14 protein-coding genes are annotated in these 18131 nt (G+C 53.9%); 9 read left to right on the top strand and 5 right to left on the bottom strand.

Features of this window, described 5'->3' with window-relative positions; all coding sequences use genetic code 11:
• The first annotated feature begins 3 nt into the window (after positions 1–3).
• Both ACXI0A_RS11195 and ACXI0A_RS11190 read left to right on the top strand, forming a co-directional pair.
• The gene (locus tag ACXI0A_RS11195; protein WP_476148844.1) at positions 4–1239 is read left to right on the top strand and encodes an MFS transporter; all 1236 of its coding nucleotides are present in this window, start codon (positions 4–6) and stop codon (positions 1237–1239) included.
• A gap of 173 nt (positions 1240–1412) precedes the next feature.
• A complete protein-coding gene (locus tag ACXI0A_RS11190; RefSeq protein ID WP_224928500.1) occupies positions 1413–2732 on the top strand; it encodes an MFS transporter in 1320 nt (439 codons plus the stop codon).
• Between the two features lie 3 nt (positions 2733–2735).
• On the opposite strand, the gene ACXI0A_RS11185 is transcribed toward ACXI0A_RS11190, so the two are convergent.
• Positions 2736–3368 carry a DapH/DapD/GlmU-related protein gene (locus ACXI0A_RS11185; RefSeq protein ID WP_224928503.1) on the bottom strand — a complete coding sequence of 211 codons (633 nt, stop codon included), beginning with the start codon at positions 3366–3368 and terminating at the stop codon, positions 2736–2738.
• Positions 3369–3499: 131 nt separating this feature from the next.
• On the opposite strand from ACXI0A_RS11185, the gene ACXI0A_RS11180 reads away from it, so the two are divergent.
• Positions 3500–4402, top strand: coding sequence for a ParB/Srx family N-terminal domain-containing protein (locus tag ACXI0A_RS11180; RefSeq protein ID WP_224928505.1), 903 nt, complete (start codon positions 3500–3502; stop codon positions 4400–4402).
• Between the two features lie 62 nt (positions 4403–4464).
• Here ACXI0A_RS11180 and ACXI0A_RS11175 read toward each other — a convergent pair whose 3' ends face one another.
• Entirely contained in the window at positions 4465–5559 is a 1095-nt protein-coding gene (locus tag ACXI0A_RS11175) for an oxidoreductase (RefSeq protein WP_476148846.1), read from the bottom strand.
• Between the two features lie 105 nt (positions 5560–5664).
• On the opposite strand from ACXI0A_RS11175, the gene ACXI0A_RS11170 reads away from it, so the two are divergent.
• Complete coding sequence (locus ACXI0A_RS11170) at positions 5665–6573, top strand: LysR family transcriptional regulator (protein WP_224928512.1); 909 nt, start codon at positions 5665–5667, stop codon at positions 6571–6573.
• A gap of 43 nt (positions 6574–6616) precedes the next feature.
• Positions 6617–7162 carry an ADP-ribose pyrophosphatase gene (locus ACXI0A_RS11165; RefSeq protein WP_476148848.1) on the top strand — a complete coding sequence of 182 codons (546 nt, stop codon included), beginning with the start codon at positions 6617–6619 and terminating at the stop codon, positions 7160–7162.
• A 225-nt stretch (positions 7163–7387) separates the two neighbouring features.
• On the opposite strand, the gene ACXI0A_RS11160 is transcribed toward ACXI0A_RS11165, so the two are convergent.
• Together ACXI0A_RS11160 and ACXI0A_RS11155 are read right to left on the bottom strand one after the other, a co-directional pair.
• Positions 7388–9781, bottom strand: a complete 2394-nt coding sequence (locus ACXI0A_RS11160; RefSeq protein WP_476148850.1) for a TIM-barrel domain-containing protein — start codon at positions 9779–9781, stop codon at positions 7388–7390.
• Between the two features lie 15 nt (positions 9782–9796).
• Positions 9797–11098 (bottom strand): MFS transporter, encoded by a 1302-nt coding sequence (locus tag ACXI0A_RS11155; protein ID WP_224928521.1) that lies wholly within the window; start codon positions 11096–11098, stop codon positions 9797–9799.
• Positions 11099–11473: 375 nt separating this feature from the next.
• Here ACXI0A_RS11155 and uxuA point away from each other — a divergent pair, with 375 nt between their 5' ends.
• The 4 genes from uxuA (at position 11474) to uxuR (ending at position 16570) form a co-directional block, all read left to right on the top strand.
• Entirely contained in the window at positions 11474–12652 is a 1179-nt protein-coding gene (gene uxuA / locus ACXI0A_RS11150) for a mannonate dehydratase (RefSeq protein WP_476148853.1), read from the top strand.
• Between the two features lie 169 nt (positions 12653–12821).
• Entirely contained in the window at positions 12822–14303 is a 1482-nt protein-coding gene (locus tag ACXI0A_RS11145; RefSeq protein WP_476148855.1) for a fructuronate reductase, read from the top strand.
• The gene (gene uxaC, locus ACXI0A_RS11140; protein WP_476148857.1) at positions 14300–15718 is read left to right on the top strand and encodes a glucuronate isomerase; all 1419 of its coding nucleotides are present in this window, start codon (positions 14300–14302) and stop codon (positions 15716–15718) included. The genes ACXI0A_RS11145 and uxaC overlap by 4 nt, the downstream gene beginning before the upstream one ends.
• 84 nt (positions 15719–15802) lie before the next feature.
• Positions 15803–16570: a Uxu operon transcriptional regulator gene (gene uxuR / locus ACXI0A_RS11135; RefSeq protein ID WP_224928533.1), complete on the top strand. Its 768-nt coding sequence runs from the start codon at positions 15803–15805 to the stop codon at positions 16568–16570.
• Positions 16571–16606: 36 nt separating this feature from the next.
• Here uxuR and ACXI0A_RS11130 read toward each other — a convergent pair whose 3' ends face one another.
• Positions 16607–17794 carry an aminotransferase class I/II-fold pyridoxal phosphate-dependent enzyme gene (locus ACXI0A_RS11130; protein WP_476148859.1) on the bottom strand — a complete coding sequence of 396 codons (1188 nt, stop codon included), beginning with the start codon at positions 17792–17794 and terminating at the stop codon, positions 16607–16609.
• Positions 17795–18131 lie beyond the last annotated feature (337 nt).

Genomic DNA, 18131 nt, shown 5'->3' with positions numbered 1-18131 from the left:
CTTATGCGATCTCCCTGGCTTCGTATCGGCGGCACACTGATGTTGGGTATGTTTATCTCCTACATCGACCGCACTAACCTTTCAGTCACATTAAAAGAAGTGGCGAGTGATCTTGGCTTTAGTGGCGCTGATTTCGCCACCACTTCAAGCCTGGTCCTGACTGCATTCCTGATTGGCTACATCGTGGCCAACATTTCAGGTGGCATTTTCACAACACGCTACGATCCGAAAACCATCGCCATCGGCATGATGGCGCTGTGGTCTGTCGCGACACTGGCTACCGGCTTTGCAAGTACCGTGATGCTGTTAGTTGCCTGCCGATTTGTACTGGGTGTGGCGGAAGGCATCTATTGGCCGCAACAATCCCGTTTTGTGCGCTTATGGTTTGCTCCCTCAGAACTGACGCGCGCTAACAGCCTGATTCACTATTACGGGCAGTTTCTGGCACTGGGCCTCGGCTTTATCATTTTAACGCCACTGCATGACCTGATGGGGTGGCGCAATCTTTTCTTCCTCTGTGGGGGTATAGGGCTGCTGATCATGGTGCCATTATATGCACGCGTGCTATTAAACACGCGCGATGCACCGGTTCAGCAGGAAAAGGTCGCCCCACGACAGGCGCGCCTCACGCGTGCAGATTTCGGCGGACTGTCGTTTGTGCTGCTGATCGTGACTTATCTCACTCAGGGCATGTTGTTCTGGGGGATCACGTTGTGGATTCCGATGGCGGTGAGTTCGCTAGGCTTCAGTGGCTGGAGCGCGGCCATCGCGAGTTCGCTGCCTTATCTTCTCGCCGTGGTGCTGGCCATACCGATGTCCTGGCTCAGCGATAAAACGGGCAAACGTATTCTCATCGCTTCGCTTGGGTTGCTGATCCCTGGCGCCATGCTACTGGTGCTACCGCTAGTACAGAGCGGCATGATGAAAATGACGCTGATTACGCTCGCCATGGGTTATTACGCCAGCAGTTTCACGCCAAACATCTGGTCGATTATTCAATCCAGCGTGCGTCCTCACGCAGTAGGCGCGGCAGCCGGGATCGTGAATGGCCTGGGAGCGGGTGGTGGTGGCACACTGGCGGGCTTTATGGTTGCGATTTTGTATGCCCGAACCGGCAGCTATACCTCCGGATTCGCGCTTCTCGGTGCACTGGTGATTGTTGGCGGCATCTCGTTGCTGGCATTTGGTTGGTGGCGTAATCGCCACCCGATGGGTCAGGTACAATCCGCCGCACTATAAAAGAACGCTTATGTGATCATGCTGGTGCATATACTCTTTCCGTGGGCGGCCTGTTGGTCGCCCTTGTTACAGCTCCGCCTTCCCAGGTACACTCCCGCTAATTATTAGCAGCCTTACTACTTTGGCATCAGCTTTGCTTAATGATTCCTGTGTTCTTTTTCAGGAGTCGCGCTATGCAAGCATCCTCTACTCGCTACACTATTTTTTCTCTGCTGTTTCTCATCGCGCTGATCAACTACGTTGATCGCGGCGCACTCTCGTTTGCTGCTAACGCCATCTCCCAAGAGTTTCACTTCACCAAAGTACAATTGGGTGCGGTATTGGGCTATTTTGGTTTTGGCTACCTGTTCGGCTCGCTGTGCGGCGGCTTCCTGGCTGACAGGCTTGGCACCAAGAAAGTGTGGTTGATGGCGGGTATCTTGTGGTCACTGCTGGAAATTGCCACCGCGTGGGCCGGTGAAGTCGGCATGGCGCTGTTTGGTGGTTCGGCCATTATGGGATTTGCCGCGTTGCGCATCCTGTTTGGTTTTTCAGAAGGTCCGGCCTATGCGTTGATGAACAAAACCATCGCCCATTGGGCCCCGGATAATGAACGAGGTTTTGCGCTGAGCATCGGCTTGCTCAGTACTCAGGTGGGTTCACTGCTGACCGCGCCGATTGCCGTGGGCTTGCTGCTGTTAACCGACGACTGGCGCATGATGTTTATCCTGCTCGGTGCCTTCTCGCTGCTGGCGATGTTACTTTTCGCACGCAACTTTACCGACACACCGCTGCTGCATCCCCGCGCCAATGCGGCGGAACGTCAGCTGATCATCAATGGGCAAAAGCGAGAAAGCCAGCATGACGGCGCGCTGCCATGGTGGCGTTTCTTCACCAGCCGTACCCTGGTGTGCAACGCACTCGGCTACTTCAGCTTCCTCTATATCACCTTCACGCTGGTCACCTGGCTGCCGAAGTATCTGCAGGATAACTTCCACTACGATCTCCACTCGCTATGGTATGTGGCGATGATTCCATGGAGCGGTGCCTGCTTTACTGTGCTGCTCGGTGGTCGTATTGCCGACCGCCTGTTGGCGCGTTTTAACAATTTACGCCTGGCGAGAAATGTCTTCGCTTCAGTCACGTTATGCGCCACTGCGTGCTGTTTTATGGCCATTCCATGGGTGGGGTCAGCGGCAGGCATTATCGCACTGATGACGCTGGGTAACGCCCTCAACGCGCTGGTGAATAACGTCTATTGGTCAGTCGTGATTGATGTGACGCCGAAAGCATCAGTGGGCGCTTACAGTGGGATGACGCTGGCGATCGCCAACATCGCTTCTATTATCTCTCCGATGCTGTCCGGCTGGCTGGCGGAATATTACGGGTACAACGCAATGTTTACCGTCACCGCCTGCATCGCGTTTGGCAGTATGCTGGCGATGACGCTGTTGCAACCGGAAAAACGCCTGCAGGCCGATGATCCAGCCGTGGCAGCACCACAGGCGTTGTAGTTTTTACACCGCGTGCCGCTGGCAGAAGGCGGCGATATCCGGCGATTGGAAATCAGCCAGATGCGCCATCAACTTCTCCAGCGGCCAGTTCCACCAGGCAATCGCCTGTAACTGCGTTGCGATTTCGGGCGTGAAGCGTCCACGGATAACTTTCGCAGGGACGCCGCCGACAATGGTGTAAGGTGCCACATCTTTGGTAACAACCGCGCCAGCAGCCAATACCGCGCCATCACCGACTGTGACGCCCGGTAGTACAATCACTCCGTGACCAATCCACACATCATTGCCAATGATCACACGATCATCGCGGCGGTCGGCAAAGAAACCCGCATCGCGCTGCGCCTGAGGATCATAATATTCCGGGCAATAAGTAAAACGATGCTGGGAAGCGCGATCCATCGGATGGTTAGGCGCACCAATGCGTACCTGATTGGCAATCGCGGTAAAGCGCCCAATCTGTGCATCAGCAACGCAGCAGTGCTCGCCGAGGTAAGAGAAATCACCCAGTTCGCTATATTCAAGATAACTTTCTGCAAGAATTTCACATTGCTGACCAATGTGGGTTTCGCGCATACGCACGCTAGGATCGATGATCGTGTGTTGCAGTTTAGCCGGTTGAACAGCGGCAAGTGCCATAGCAAGCTCCAATGTGGTCAGATGTCTGGATAACGAGTTGTTTCATGACAACTTCGAAGCACAACACTAAAGCGGCAAGATGACAGAAATGCTATCGTAGCGCCCCAGTTGAGGGCGAATAGGGAAAGGGAATGAAATCACCGTGGTCACTGCTGGCACTTTTATGGTCAGCTGGACAGGCATCTGCTGCACTGCCCGCTGATATTAAAGCGGGCGATATTGTGCAGGTGCAATTGTCGCAACTGCATCCTACACAGGCAGCCATTGGCTATCGCCAGTTGGATTACAAACTGCATCGCTATCAAGCCGATCCCAAAAAGCTGTTCGATGATTTCTGCGAGAGCATGGGACAGAAAGGCGTGGATAAATTCAGCAGTAAATCACGCATCTCCGATCCGGACAGCTTTACCTGTAAAGCGCCCGTGGGTGCGCAACCCGGACCGATGAAGACCGCCGTCATCGCCCCGGATAACGCACTGTATCTCACCGATGGTCACCATACTTTCAGTAACTTCGCCGACATCGGTGGTTTAAAAACCCATGTCCAGGTGCGTATCACCAATGACTTCCGCAGCCTGAAAACCATGAGTGCTTTTTGGCAACAGATGGAAGCTGCGCATCTGGTCTGGCTGGATACCCCGAAAGGCAAGATCAAGCCGGATGCGCTGCCAAAAGTGTTGGGCCGCAAGCATATGCAGGATGATGAGTATCGCTCGATGGTCTACTTCGTGCGCGATATCGGCTTTGAGAAAGAGGACAATCCCCCGCCGTTCCTGGAGTTCTATTGGGGAAAGTGGCTGGAAACCGTGCTCCCGCTAAAATCTTTCGATCTGCATGACCGCAAAGGCTATGGCAAAGCAGTGAGTGCCATTGCCGAAAAAATCACGGATATTCCCAGGGACACGGTGATTGCGCAAAGCGATAGCGGTGCGCTGACCGCTGAAAAGCTCGGCGCAATGAAAAAAGTGAACGAAAAGAAATTGGACAAGCTGATTTCTGAAGATGGCAAACTGGGTTGGGCGTTCAAACAGTAATGGCAAGCACGGGGCGTACATTACACCCGTGCTTATTACCCTCTTTTACCGCAGTTAAATCATTACCCCAACTCGCAATCCTTCACATCAGCGGAAGGGGCTAACAGATTTTTATCAAACTCACGCAATGGCGCTGCATCTCGGATACGCATCGGCCAGTCAGGGTTCGCCAGCGCGCTTTTACCCAACGCGACATAATCAGCGCCCTGCTCCAGCGCCTGAGACGCGCTGCCGCTATCTGACAGCGAACCATTGGCCACAATCGTCAGGCTCGGCGCCACCTCACGCGCAATCTGCACCAGCGAAAGCGTATTGCCAGGAAATGCTGGCTGCAGTGCGTCGTATTCGGTGAGATGCAGGTAATCAATACCTGACTCAGCCAACAGAGAGAACACCTGTTTTGCGCCCGCTTCCCCTTCCTGCCACTTATGATGGAAATCATTCACTTTGCCTTGTGAAATACGCACACCTAAAGTGACATCGTGGCCAAGACGCTGGCGTACCGCGCGGATCACCGCCAGGGTCAGTGACAGGCGAGCAGCGATATCACCGCCCCATCGATCGTGACGCTGATTGGTGTAATCCGTGAAGAATTGATCGAGCAGATAGCCATTCGCGCCGTGAATTTCGATACCATCAAAACCGGCTACACCAATCGCGCGCGCAGCAGTTTCGGCAAAGCTTTGAATAACCGCCTGAATCTGATCCTCACTCATTTCTCCAGGCACCGCGTAATCGCCATGTCCATGATAAAAACCCAGTTGCTCACCACGCGGTTGCACCACCGAAGGCGCGAGCGTGTCGTTACGGTAGATATTGCCCTGAGAAATCGCCCCGGCATGCATCAGTTGCGCAATGATCCTGCCCCCATGCTGGTGTACACCCTCAGTGATGGCACGCCAGCCGGCAACCTGTCGGTTATTGACCAGGCCTGCCTGGAAGGCATACGTCTGCGACCAGGCTTCATCGATATACAGCCCTTCCGTAATAATGGTGCCAAAACCACCGCGCGCGAAACGTTCATAGTAATGCTTCATGCGCTCACCCGGTACGCCATCCACCGTGGCGGAGATTCGTGTCATGGGAGCCACCATGATGCGATTTTTCAGTGCGATTCGATTTAAGGTACCGCTCTGAAATAAGTGTTTATCGGCCATTAGCTACTTCATATTCCCTGATTATCGTCAGAGCGCATTATAGTGTGTCGCTTTAGCGGTAAAAATGACCGAAGATGATACGTCTGTATAACGGAAATCGTTAAAATGAACTCCAAAGATATTGAGGTTTTCCTGATGGTGTCGCAAACGCGTAGCCTGACGCAGGCGGCACGGCGGCTGAATGCGACGCCGATGACGGTGTCGCGTCGGCTGGCTTCGCTGGAGGAAGATCTTGGCGTGCGTCTGATGCACCGTACCACCCGCGCCATCGCGCTGACCGTGGAGGGAGAAGAGTTTCTGCCCTATGCGAAATCGCTGGCGGAAACTGAGCAGAGCGCACGCAATCTCTTTTCTCCACACCAGCAAGGTGCGACCGGACAACTGCGGATTACAGCGCCATCGGGATTTGGTCGCCGCACCATTATTCCGCTGTTGCCTGCCCTGATGGAGGCTAATCCAGAATTGCGCATTGAGTTTCAACTAAGCGATGACGTCACAGACCTTGTGGGTTTGGGTTACGATGTCGCCATTCGCATTGCGCCGCTGCGTGACTCCCGTTTAGTGGCTCACCGTCTTGCTGACAATCCGCGTATGCTGTGTGCTTCACCCGGTTATCTTCAACGCTTTGGCACGCCTCAGACATTAAACGACTTACATGATCACAACTGCCTGCGACTTTCCGGCGTAGTGCAATGGAGCTTTATCATTGACGGGCATATTTCCAGCCTGAGCGTGGAAGGCCGTTTCAGTGGCAGTAACGTGGAGGGAGTGCGCACCCTGTGCATGGCAGGCAGTGGCATCGCCCAGTTATCAGAGTGGGATATCCGTGAAGAGCTGACCGCGGGCGATCTGGTCGCCATTGAGTTGCTGGATGCCCAACCGCAAATGCTCGGCGTTTGGGCCCTGTTCCCGACCACACGGCAATTACCCGCACGTGTAACGGTATTCCTGAATGCTTTAAAACACGCGATGGAAAAAACAGATAAGTTACCTGTCACCACAACACAGTTTTAGGCTTAAATCGGTGACTCACTGATTCATTTCCTGGAGGCCCCATTTGAAACCTGAAATTCATACCCTTGCATCGACAGAGATCTATCGCAATCGCTGGATGACACTCAAAGAAGATAAAATTCAACGAGCTGACGGTAGCGAAGGTATCTATTCGGTGATTGAAAAGGATGACTTCGTGGTGATTCTGCCGGTGGAGCAGGACAGCATTTTTGTGGTTGAGCAGTATCGTTACCCGGTAAGTGAACGCACTATTGAGTTGCCACAAGGCAGTTGGGAGCTGAATCCCGATGCTTCACCGGAACCGCTCGCCGCAGGCGAACTACAGGAAGAGACGGGATTGATTGCCGATCGCTGGCAATACGTGGGCTATCAAAAACTGGCGCAGGGCTACTCCGCGCAAGGCTATCACATCTATCTCGCCAGCGAATTACGCTACCAGGGGCAAAATCTGGATGCCGAGGAAGTCGGGCTCACCGCACGCAAAATGAAGATCAGTGAGTTTCTGCAACTGGTGCTGGAAGGCAAAGTCACCGATGCCACTTCAGTGACCGCGTTTTTACTGGCGCGGGCGAAGGGGTTGATTGATTAATTCAAAGGTAATGCTCGATTTTTCGTTGGCTAATATGAGCTGAATGAAAAATATTGGACCAATGAAAAGAGGAGTTTCCTTGAGTCGTCAGGAGTTTGAAGTGCTGTTCATGAATAACGAACTGATGATGTTGTTGCGTGTTATTCCCGGGGCACGCAGCTAAGGCAGGACCCTGAAAGTGTGAGGAATGTGCATGGCTGCACACTCCTCACTGAACAAAGACGCTTAGTGACTCGCTATCTCTGCCAGCACTGCTTGCGCATCTGACGCAGCAACCGCTACACCATCAATATAAAGCTGGCGCAATTCTCCAGCTGGTAAGGCAATCTGAAGCGATTTCCATGCCGGCTGATAATCGCCTTTGCGCTGGAAGCTAAGATGAATCGCCTCGGCATCGCTGCGCATTTCCCAGTTTAGCCACAGCGCATTACCCTGCTGATAACCCCAGGACTCACCGTCATCTTCGAACACCAGTCCATTGCTCACGCCTTTACCCTGTAATGGATAAAGCTGCAGCGTCCGGCGGTCATCTGCTTGCGCATCAACATGACGCAGACGCTGGCTCAGTGGCAAGGCCGCACCGGCGCGGACCAGCATTGGCTGGGTTTCCAGCGGTGCAGGCAGCGTGATCGATTGACCACCGCTGTACCACTGCTGTGTCGCAAAGTCATACCAGCCGGTTTGGTTATCCGGCAGCCACAGAGTGCGTTCACGCTGACCCGCTTCAACCACACTCGCCACTAATACATCCCGGCCCAGCATAAACTCATCGCACTCGGCAAAGGTCTGCGCGTCATGCTCATGATCGAGGAACGTCGGGCGCAGCATCGGCTCATCATCCGCGTGCGCTTGCCACAGTAAGGTATAGAGATACGGCAGCAAGCGATAACGCAGTTCAATCGCAGCACGAATCGCAGGCGTAACCGACGGATACATCCACGGCTCATTCACCGTGTGATCGTCATTCCACGAGTGAACAGTGAAACGCGGGTGCATCACGCCGTTTTGTACCCAGCGCACAAACAGTTCGGCGTCCGGCTTATCACCTGAGAAGCCACCCACATCGTGCCCGACGTTGTACAGACCCGATAAGCTCATCCCGAGGCCCATGCGAATGTTGTAGCGCAGTGAAGTCCAGTTGGTGCGGTTATCGCCGCTCCATGTCTGCACGTAACGTTGCATCCCGGCACAGCCAGAACGTGAAATCAGGAACGGACGTTTTTCCGGCGCGAAACGCTGCTGCGCTTCCATCGAGGCGCGCATCATCAGCAGCGGCATCACCGGGCGAATATGCTTGATGGCGATCGGCTTACCAAAGCCATGGCAACGCGCTTCGCCATCCCACACTTCATATTCGTTGTTGTCATTCCAGGTCGAATCGATGCCCTTCGCAAGCAACTGTTGTGTGACGTTCTCCTGCCACCATGCCACCGCTTGTGGATGAGTGAAATCAAGGTGCGAACCTTCGTCGTCCCAGAACACCGAGCGCTCTGGCGCATCCTCTTCAGAATCACGGATAAACAAGCCTTGCGCCGCGACTTCTTCGTAGCGCGGATGGTCCTGCAACAAGCACGGTTTGATGTTGGCGGCCAGACGCAAGCCGGCATCGTGGAATGCCTGACTCATCACTTCCGGCTGCGGCACTTTGTCGTAGTTCCAGTTGAACACGTAGCGCTTGTTGTTGATCGAGGTGTATCCCGAAGACAGCTGGAACGAATCGCACGGAATGTCGTGATCTTCGCACAGACGGATGAAGTTCATCAGCTGATTTTGCGCATCCGGCGCATCGGTGTAATGCATGGTTGAACCGCTGTAACCGAGGCTCCATTTCGGGCCAAACAGCGTTTTACCGGTCAGGCGCACAAAGGCCTTGGTGACATCCAGCACTTTGCTGCCAACAAACAGGTAGTAGTCAATATCACCGCTTTCCGCCTGCCAGCGACGATAAGGAAGATGATAGTTATCCAGCTCATTACCGAGATCAAACCAGCTACTGCTGAGGTTATCGTAGTAGAGGCCAAAGCTCACATCGCTGCGACGTGTAATGGTAAACGGCACGTGCTTATACAGCGGATCGGTCGATGAAGCGTTATAACCCATCGCATCCAGGTTACGCATCTCATAGCGCTTGCCATTGCGTTGAAGATCACCGGTTTTCTCGCCCAAACCATAATAGGCATCATCGTTCATACGGCGCTGGTAGTGCGCCACACCATCACCGTGCGCGTTGATCTGGTAAGCGCTGGTTGGGCGGTCACAAGTCAGCAATTGCCAGGTTCCGGCGCTATCACGATGTTGCCACTCCAGCGCCAGCGGCTGATGCACAATCACGCGCAACACATCGGTGGAGACCACCAGTGTGTCGCCCTCTTCTTCAAGGGTGAATCCTGGCAGGGTAAAGCCCGTCAGGCTGTCACGCGGACGCCCTTCCCACGGCACGTCGCTGTCTGGCGCTATGCTCCAGGTGCGGTCCAGTGCATAGCCGCTCTGGCGTTTAATCGAAACACGGAACATGCCGGATTCCAGCACGAAGAGGTTCAGCGTGTATTTCCTATCGACGGTTAACGCAACATGGTGTTGATCAGAATGAGTGAGTGACCAATTTTTTAAGGTTTTCATTGTTACCTACTTTATTCAGGCGCGCTGGGCGCGACGTTCAGCGATAAATGCAATCAGGAAGACCGCGCCAATCAGGTCGAAGAAGCCCATGGCGACAAATAACGGGTTAAAGCCAATTTTGTCGGCGGTGACGCCAATCACCAGCGAGAACAGGAAGCTGGAGATCCACGCGAAAGACCCGCGCATGCCGTTGACGGTGGCCATCTGGCCTTTATCAAACTTCTCCACCACCAGCGCGCTAAGCATGCAGGAGATGATCTGGTGCCCGAAGCCCCCAATCGAAATCAGCGCAATCGCCACATACGGATCTTTGGTCAGCGCCACTAGCGCAAGTGAAAGCATCAGGAAGGCGCCGGTGACCGAGCTGGCCACCACCGAGTTGACCAGTCTTAAACCAAACAGCCGAGTGTAGAGACGTGTCAGATAGCCACTGGCGACGCTGCCGAGGTCTGCCGCCAGGAATGGCATCCAGGCGAACATGGCGATCTGCTTAAGATCCATGCCGAGATCTTTAGCCAGATAAAGCGGCACCCAGAAACTGAGCACACCCCACGCCGGTTCAGCCATAAAGGCAGGAATGGCGATACCGTAAAAACGTTTATTTTTCGAGACGCTCTTCAGTGCTTTGAAGAAAGGGAGTTTGACGGCAGGCGGTTCATTATCCTGACGAATAAATTCCAGTTCCGATGCAGACAGATTGGGATGAATTTCAGGATCGCGATACAGCAGCCACCACAGCACCACCCACGCCAGCGCCAGACAACCGGTAAACAGGAACGCGCCCTGCCAGCCAAAAGAAGCATGAGCGAAGTAAATGATCGGTGGTGCCAGCATGGCGCCAATCGAGAAACCCACGCCTGCCCATCCCGCCGCAACCGGGCGCTCTTTTTTCGGGAACCATTCACCTAATACCTTGGCGTTGGCCGGCGTGGCAGCAGCTTCCGCTCCACCCATCACAAAACGCAGAATGGCCAGATGCACCCAGCTCGCCGCACCTGCATGGAACAGACAGGCAACAGCCCAGACTGAGGCACAAATCAGAAAGCCGACCTTAAGGCCGATCACATCAATCAGCCAGCCACAAATCGGTTGGAAGAAGGTATACGCCAGCTGAAAAGCACCGACGATCCATGAATATTGTTCAGTGGTGATGCCAAGGCTGGTTTTCAGCTCAGGCGCCAGAATGCCCAATGAGTTACGGGTGATGTAGTTGACAGTGACACCCGCTAAGAACAACACCAATACCCACCAGCGCAAATTGCGGAAGGTGCGTTTGCTGCCAGCGGCAGCGATCCCTGGATTCAAACTGCGGTTCATCTGGTTCTCCATTCTTTATTAACATCATGAGCTTACAAATCCTGTGGTGAATGCGCGGGCAAGCGATAAACCGGAAATATCGTTGGCTGCCGCCCAGGAATTGTTGCTTGTTGTTGAGGAGCGACTTCAGTGAGTCATCTCTAACCATCCGCCAGGAGTGAACCACAGATGCTTAAGCTGGTCGCCCGTCAGATGCCGCAATTGTGATCTGGTTAACCAAAATGGCTTGTGAGGTTGACATGAGCCGTCAAAGAGCCGAATTTTAGGCCCTGATAGCGCAATCTTAACCATGAGCGATGCGCTAACCGATAAATAGGTCAACCAATATAAGAATAGTCTTGAGTTGCATCTTCAGGACCCAAATGAGGTAACAACATGAAGCAGACCTGGCGCTGGTATGGCCCGAATGACCCCGTTTCCCTTGCTGATGCACGACAGGCTGGCGCGACCGGCATCGTCACTGCCCTGCACCACATTCCGAATGGTGAAGTGTGGTCGGTAGACGAAATTATGCAGCGCAAAGCCATCGTGGAAGCGGCGGGTCTGGTGTGGTCAGTGGTTGAAAGCGTGCCGATTCACGAAGAGATCAAAACCGGCAGCGGTGAGTGTGAGAAGTGGATCCGTCATTACCAGCAGTCGCTGCGAAATCTGGCGCAATGCGGTATTAAAACCGTCTGCTACAACTTTATGCCGATCCTCGACTGGACCCGCACTGACCTCGAATATCTGTTACCTGATGGCGCAAAAGCGCTGCGTTTCGATCAGATTGAATTTGCCGTATTTGAACTGCACCTCCTGCAGCGTCCGGGGGCAGAAAACGATTACACCGCCACGGAAATTGCTCAGGCGGCTGACCGTTTCGCCACCATGAGTGAAGAGCACAAAACCCGCCTGACGCGCAATATCATCGCTGGCTTACCGGGTGCCGAAGAGGGTTACACGCTGGATCAGTTCCGTGCGCAATTGGCCCGTTATGACGGTATCGGCAAAGCTGAGTTACGTGAAAACTTCGCCACCTTCTTGCGCGCGATTATTCCGGTGGCAGAAGAGGCCGGCATTCGTATGGCGGTGCATCCGGATGATCCACCGCGTCCAATTCTGGGTCTGCCGCGCATCGTTTCCAACGCGGAAGACTTGCAGTGGATGATCGATACCGTACCGAGCACGGCAAATGGCTTCACCATGTGTACAGGGTCTTATGGCGTATTAGCTGAAAACGACCTCGCCGGCATGGTGAAACGTTTCGGTCCACGTATTTACTTTGCCCACCTGCGGTCAACCAAACGCGAAGAGAATCCAAATACTTTCCACGAAGCGGCGCATTTGGGTGGCGATGTCGACATGTTCGCGGTGATTAAGGCGATTGCTGAAGAAGAACATCGCCGTAAAACGGCCGGTCAGGAAGATTTGATTCCGATGCGCCCGGATCATGGTCACCAGATGCTCGATGATTTAAGAAAGAAAACCAACCCCGGCTATTCGGCGATTGGTCGCCTAAAAGGGTTGGCAGAGATTCGCGGCGTGGAGTTAGCAATTCACCGCGCTTATTTCTAAAAATTTAGCGCCGTTGTGGTCGCCATCAATGGCGACCCTACAATCCATCGGCACGCTGTGTGGGGCATCCACCCCAAAATCCATCGGTGGGTGTATGGGGCCTCTCCCCAAAATGCAACGGTCCGATGTAGGGTGCGCATTTATGCGCATCGGGTCGAATGGAGTTTACATGGAACATAACCTTGCCAGTGGCGAACTAAAAGTGAACCGCCCCGCCTGGAATCACCAACGTCTGGTACCGCGTATCGTACATATTGGCTGTGGCGCATTTCATCGCGCGCATCAGGCGCTCTATCTGCATCATCTGCTTGAAATCAGCGACAGTGACTGGGGTATCTGTGAGGTCAACCTGATGTCGGCAAGCGGTAAACTGTTGGTGGAGCAACTGCGCCAGCAAGATCTGCTCTACAGCGTGACGGAAAAAGGCGCCCTACAGAACCAAGTTCATATCGTGGCCGCCATCAAAGAGGCGTTACATCCGGCACTGGATGGGCATGATAGCATCATCGACGCGCTGGCTCGCCCGGAAACCGCTATCGTCTCATTAACGGTGACTGAGAAAGGTTACTGCACCCAAGGTGCCAACGGAGAGTTGGATGCTGACAACCCGCTGATTCAGCATGATCTTGCGCATCCCGCCACACCAAAGTCCGCGATTGGTTTTATCGTAGAAGCGTTGCGTGTGCGTCGTGAACGCGGCGTAGGACCGTTTACCGTGCTGTCCTGTGACAACCTGCGCGATAACGGCCATGTTGCCCGCGCTGCTGTGGTGGGCTTTGCTAAGTTGCGCGATGCGGAGCTGGCGAAGTGGATTGGTGAGAACGTTACCTTTCCCAGCAGTATGGTTGACCGCATCGTGCCGGCGGTGACCGACGAAACGCAGCAGGAAATTCGCGCGCTACTGGGCGTTGACGATCCCTGCGGCGTAGCGTGCGAGCCGTTTCGTCAGTGGGTGATCGAAGATGATTTCGTCAACGGTCGTCCTGACTGGGATCGCGTTGGCGCACAGTTTGTGGCGGACGTTGCGCCCTTCGAAATGATGAAACTGCGCATGCTCAACGGCAGCCACTCGTTTCTCGCCTACCTCGGTTATCTGGGCAACTGCGAGACCATTGCCGACACCATGCAACTTCCGGCCTATCGTCAGGCGGCATTAGCATTAATGCTGCAGGAGCAGGTGCCCACGCTATCGATGCCAGACGGAATTGATCTGCAAGCCTATGCCCATCAGCTGATCGAACGCTTTAGCAACCCTTCACTGCGCCACCGGACGCAACAGATTGCGATGGATGGCAGTCAGAAGCTGCCGCAGCGCTGGCTGGATTCTGTGCGCTATCACCTGCAGCATGGCAGTGACTATCGCCACCTGGCCCTGGGAATTGCCGGATGGATGCGTTACGTGCTTGGGCAGGATGAGCGTGGTGAGCCATTTGATGTGGTTGACCCATTACATGCCACCTTGCATGACATTAACCAGCACACGCCAGAAGGCGATGCGCGCGTTAGCGCCCTGCTCGCCTTGAAAACCATTTTTGGTGACGACCTGCCCGCCAATGCAGGATTCGTCAGTACCCTACAACAGGTGTACGCACAACTTTGCCAGTATGGTGCCCGCGCCACCGTTACATCCCTGAATCAGGAGCCGAAATGAAGCACTTTATGGATGACGATTTCCTGCTGCAAAGCGATGTTGCTCGTCGTTTGTACCATGACTTTGCCGCAGATATGCCGATCTACGATTATCACTGCCATCTTAATCCGCAGGAGATCGCCGAAGATCGTCAATTCGCCAACCTCGGACAGATTTGGCTGGAAGGCGATCACTACAAATGGCGTGCGCTGCGTGCGGCGGGCGTGGATGAATCGCTGATCACCGGTAAAACCATCAGCGACTACGACAAATATCTCGCCTGGGCACACACCGTGCCAAAGACTCTCGGTAACCCGCTGTATCATTGGACCCATCTGGAACTGCGCCGCCCGTTTGGCATCACCGATACGCTGTTTGGACCCGACACCGCGCAACGCGTGTGGGATGAGTGTGCCGAGAAGCTGGCAACGCCTGCGTTTTCCGCGCGCGGCATTATGCGCCAGATGAAGGTGCGCATGGTGGGTACCACAGATGATCCGATTGACTCCCTGCTGTATCACCGTCAGATTGCTGAAGATAGCAGCATTGACATCGATGTTGCGCCGAGCTGGCGTCCGGACAAGGTATTTAAGATTGAGCTGGATGGCTTTGTTGACTATTTGAGTTGCCTGGAATCGGCTGCGGATGTCGCAATCAATAGCTTTGATGCACTACGCACCGCCCTGCTGCGCCGCTTAGATCACTTCTCCGCCCACGGCTGCCGGGCATCAGATCACGGTATTGAAGTGCTGCGCTTCGCCCCGGTTCCGGATGACAACGTGCTGGACGCCATTCTGTCTAAGCGCCGCAACGGCGACACGCTCAGCGAGCTGGAGATCGCCCAGTTTAGCAGCGCAGTGCTGGTGTGGCTCGGCGCTGAATATGCGAAACGTGATTGGGTGATGCAGCTACATATCGGCGCCATCCGCAACAACAGCACTCGGCTGTTCCGCTTGCTGGGTGCTGACAGCGGTTTTGATTCGATTGGTGATAACAATATTGCTTTGCCGCTCTCGCGCCTGCTTGATGCGATGGATATCAACGATCAACTGCCTAAAACCATTCTCTATTGTCTCAATCCACGCGACAACGAAGTGCTGGCCACGATGGCAGGTAACTTCCAGGGCACAGGGATTGCGGGCAAAGTGCAATTTGGGTCTGGCTGGTGGTTCAACGATCAACGCGATGGCATGTTGCGTCAGCTGGAGCAACTCTCACAGATCGGCCTGCTCAGCCAGTTCGTCGGCATGTTGACGGATTCACGCAGCTTCCTCTCCTATACGCGCCATGAATACTTCCGTCGTATTCTGTGCAATCTGCTTGCCCAATGGGTGCAGGAAGGGATTGTGCCGCACGATGAAGCGGTGCTCGGCAGCATGCTGCAAGATATTTGCTTCAATAACGCACAGCGCTACTTCACCCTCAATCCGAAGTGAAAATCACGCCCTGTGCTATAGTGCAGGGCGCAAATGATGGCAGCGTCGGTGGTCGTAAACTTCTTAATCAGCAGAAAAGAGCTCATGAAAACACAAGCATCAGCACAGCGCCCTTATCAGGAAGTAGGGGAAATGTTGCGTAACATGATTACGCAAAAGCAGTACGCCGTGGGTGAACGGTTGCCACCTGAGCGTGAACTGGCTGCCTTGCTGGATGTGACCCGCACGCTGGTGCGTGAAGCACTGATCATGTTGGAGCTGGAGGGTTTGATCGAGGTACGTCGTGGCGCCGGGATCTACGTGGTAAACGACAGCCCCGCACCGCGCGCGACGGCTCAAGCCGCCTGTAATGATGCCGGCCCGTTTGAGATGCTGCAGGCGCGTCAGCTTCTGGAGAGTAACATCGCGGAGTTTGCCGCCCTTCAGGCCACGCGTGAAGACATCATCAAGATGCGTCAGGCGCTGGAACTGGAAGAGAAAGAGCTGGCTTCTGGTGCGGTCAACGAAAGCGAGAATGGCGACCGTAATTTCCATTTAGCGATTGCGGAAGCGACCCATAACAGCATGTTGGTCGAGCTGTTTAAACAATCCTGGCAGTGGCGTGAAGATAACGTGATGTGGAGTCAGCTACATCGACATCTGGTGAATAACGATTACCGCAAACAATGGCTCGACGATCACAAGAAGATCCTCGCCACGCTGATCAAGAAAGACGCGCGCGCCGCCAAGCAAGCCATGTGGCAGCATCTGGAGAATGTGAAGCAGCGACTGCTGGAGTTTTCAGATGTCGATGACATCGATTTTGATGGTTATCTGTTTGAATCCTGGCCGCTGGACAGTGCCAACGGCTAGGATGAGCCCTTTCAGCAAAGGGCTCTTTCAGAACGCTTACTGCGGTAATGAGGCTTTCAAACGCTGTGCTGCTACGGCCAGATTGGTTTCTGATACCGAGGCATACGAAATACGCAGCGTTGAAGTATTCGGATTATCACAGTAGAAGAACTCACCCGGCACATAGACCACGCCGTTGCTCAGGGTGGTTTTCAGCCATTCTGTGGTGTTGAACGCTTCTTTGAAGGTTGCCCACAGGAACATCCCGCCCAGCGGACGATAGAAGTGCAGTCGGTCGCCCAGCTCTGTCTCCAGGGCCGTACACAGCGCATCACACTTCTGTTTGTAGGCCGCACGGATCAATTTAATCTGCTCCGGTAAACGCCCCGTTTCCAGATAATGACGCGTCATAGACTGCGACAATGAACTGGTGTGCAGATCCGTTGCCTGCTTCAGGTTCACCACCGATGACTTCAACCAGCCCGGCATGGTGATCCAACCAACGCGTGCGCCCGGTGCCAGGATTTTAGAGAAGGTCGAGGTATAAATGACATTCTCGCTGGCACCCATGGCTTGCGCGTGGGATTTCAGCGGGCGGAAAGTCTGGTTGGTGAAGTTAATTTCGCTGTAGGGATCGTCTTCAAAAATCAGGAAGTCATACTGTTTCGACAGCGCGACTAACTGCTGACGACGCGCATCAGATAAGGTGACGCCGCTTGGGTTGCCAAAGGTCGGTACAATATAGACGGCTTTAATGGGCGTCTGTTTAACCAACTCTTCCAGCTCATCGACAATCATGCCTTCGCCGTCAGTACCTACAGATTTGAACTGCGCTTCAGCCAGCTGGAAAACCTGCAATGCGGCGAGATAAGTTGGACGCTCAACGACCACAATGTCGCCTGGGTTGATCAAGGCACGGGCGAGAATATCCAGTGATTGCTGTGAGCCAGAGGTGATTACAACGTCGTCCGGCGTGCAATCAATACCGCGGTCGGCTGAAATGCGGCAGATCGCTTCACGTAACAGCGGATCCCCTTCACTCAAGCCATACTGAAACGCGTTGTGGCCATCCTGCGATAACGCACGATCCATCGCAATCTGCAGGCCTTCGGTATCAAACAGATCCGGATTAGGGATGCCGCCACCGAGTGAGATCACCCCTTCCATTTTGCTGTGTTTCAATAAATCACGAATGGCAGATGAATGAATGCGTTGAACGCTGTTGGACAATTTTTGCGACGACATAAAACCTTTACCTGATTATATTTTTCTAAGACTAAATTCATAACATAAGTTAGCTAAGCTGATAATCACATTTTCACTGAATGGCAAAGAGAATTTAGTGCCGGAAGGTAACTACAGGCATTGAGAAAAAATCACCTGGTGAAACTAACGAAAAAAGGCGGAGGGGTAAGCTCCGCCTTGTTTCAAGTTCCGGTCAGTGCGCCTGACCGGTCAGTTGCAAAAGGGCAACGATGATTTGCAGGACGACCCGGACCAGGTCCAGGAGCAATCGAACAAGTTCCATCACTTTCCTTCTCCTCTGACAGGAGCGCGTCTTTCGGCTACCGGGGCTTTGACT

The organism is Pantoea sp. C1E2, assembly GCF_056491465.1.
This window is presented reverse-complemented; position numbering and strand designations above follow the sequence as displayed.

Excerpts from the sequence above, each read along its gene's own strand:
- ACXI0A_RS11155 (WP_224928521.1), bottom strand. The coding sequence starts at position 11,098 with ATGAACCGCAGTTTGAATCCAGGGATCGCTGCCGCTGGCAGCAAACGC.
- ACXI0A_RS11190 (WP_224928500.1), top strand. The coding sequence starts at position 1,413 with ATGCAAGCATCCTCTACTCGCTACACTATTTTTTCTCTGCTGTTTCTC.
- ACXI0A_RS11130 (WP_476148859.1), bottom strand. The coding sequence starts at position 17,794 with ATGTCGTCGCAAAAATTGTCCAACAGCGTTCAACGCATTCATTCATCT.
- ACXI0A_RS11195 (WP_476148844.1), top strand. The coding sequence starts at position 4 with ATGCGATCTCCCTGGCTTCGTATCGGCGGCACACTGATGTTGGGTATG.
- uxuA (WP_476148853.1), top strand. The coding sequence starts at position 11,474 with ATGAAGCAGACCTGGCGCTGGTATGGCCCGAATGACCCCGTTTCCCTT.
- ACXI0A_RS11180 (WP_224928505.1), top strand. The coding sequence starts at position 3,500 with ATGAAATCACCGTGGTCACTGCTGGCACTTTTATGGTCAGCTGGACAG.
- ACXI0A_RS11145 (WP_476148855.1), top strand. The coding sequence starts at position 12,822 with ATGGAACATAACCTTGCCAGTGGCGAACTAAAAGTGAACCGCCCCGCC.
- ACXI0A_RS11185 (WP_224928503.1), bottom strand. The coding sequence starts at position 3,368 with ATGGCACTTGCCGCTGTTCAACCGGCTAAACTGCAACACACGATCATC.
- uxaC (WP_476148857.1), top strand. The coding sequence starts at position 14,300 with ATGAAGCACTTTATGGATGACGATTTCCTGCTGCAAAGCGATGTTGCT.
- uxuR (WP_224928533.1), top strand. The coding sequence starts at position 15,803 with ATGAAAACACAAGCATCAGCACAGCGCCCTTATCAGGAAGTAGGGGAA.
- ACXI0A_RS11175 (WP_476148846.1), bottom strand. The coding sequence starts at position 5,559 with ATGGCCGATAAACACTTATTTCAGAGCGGTACCTTAAATCGAATCGCA.
- ACXI0A_RS11160 (WP_476148850.1), bottom strand. The coding sequence starts at position 9,781 with ATGAAAACCTTAAAAAATTGGTCACTCACTCATTCTGATCAACACCAT.
- ACXI0A_RS11170 (WP_224928512.1), top strand. The coding sequence starts at position 5,665 with ATGAACTCCAAAGATATTGAGGTTTTCCTGATGGTGTCGCAAACGCGT.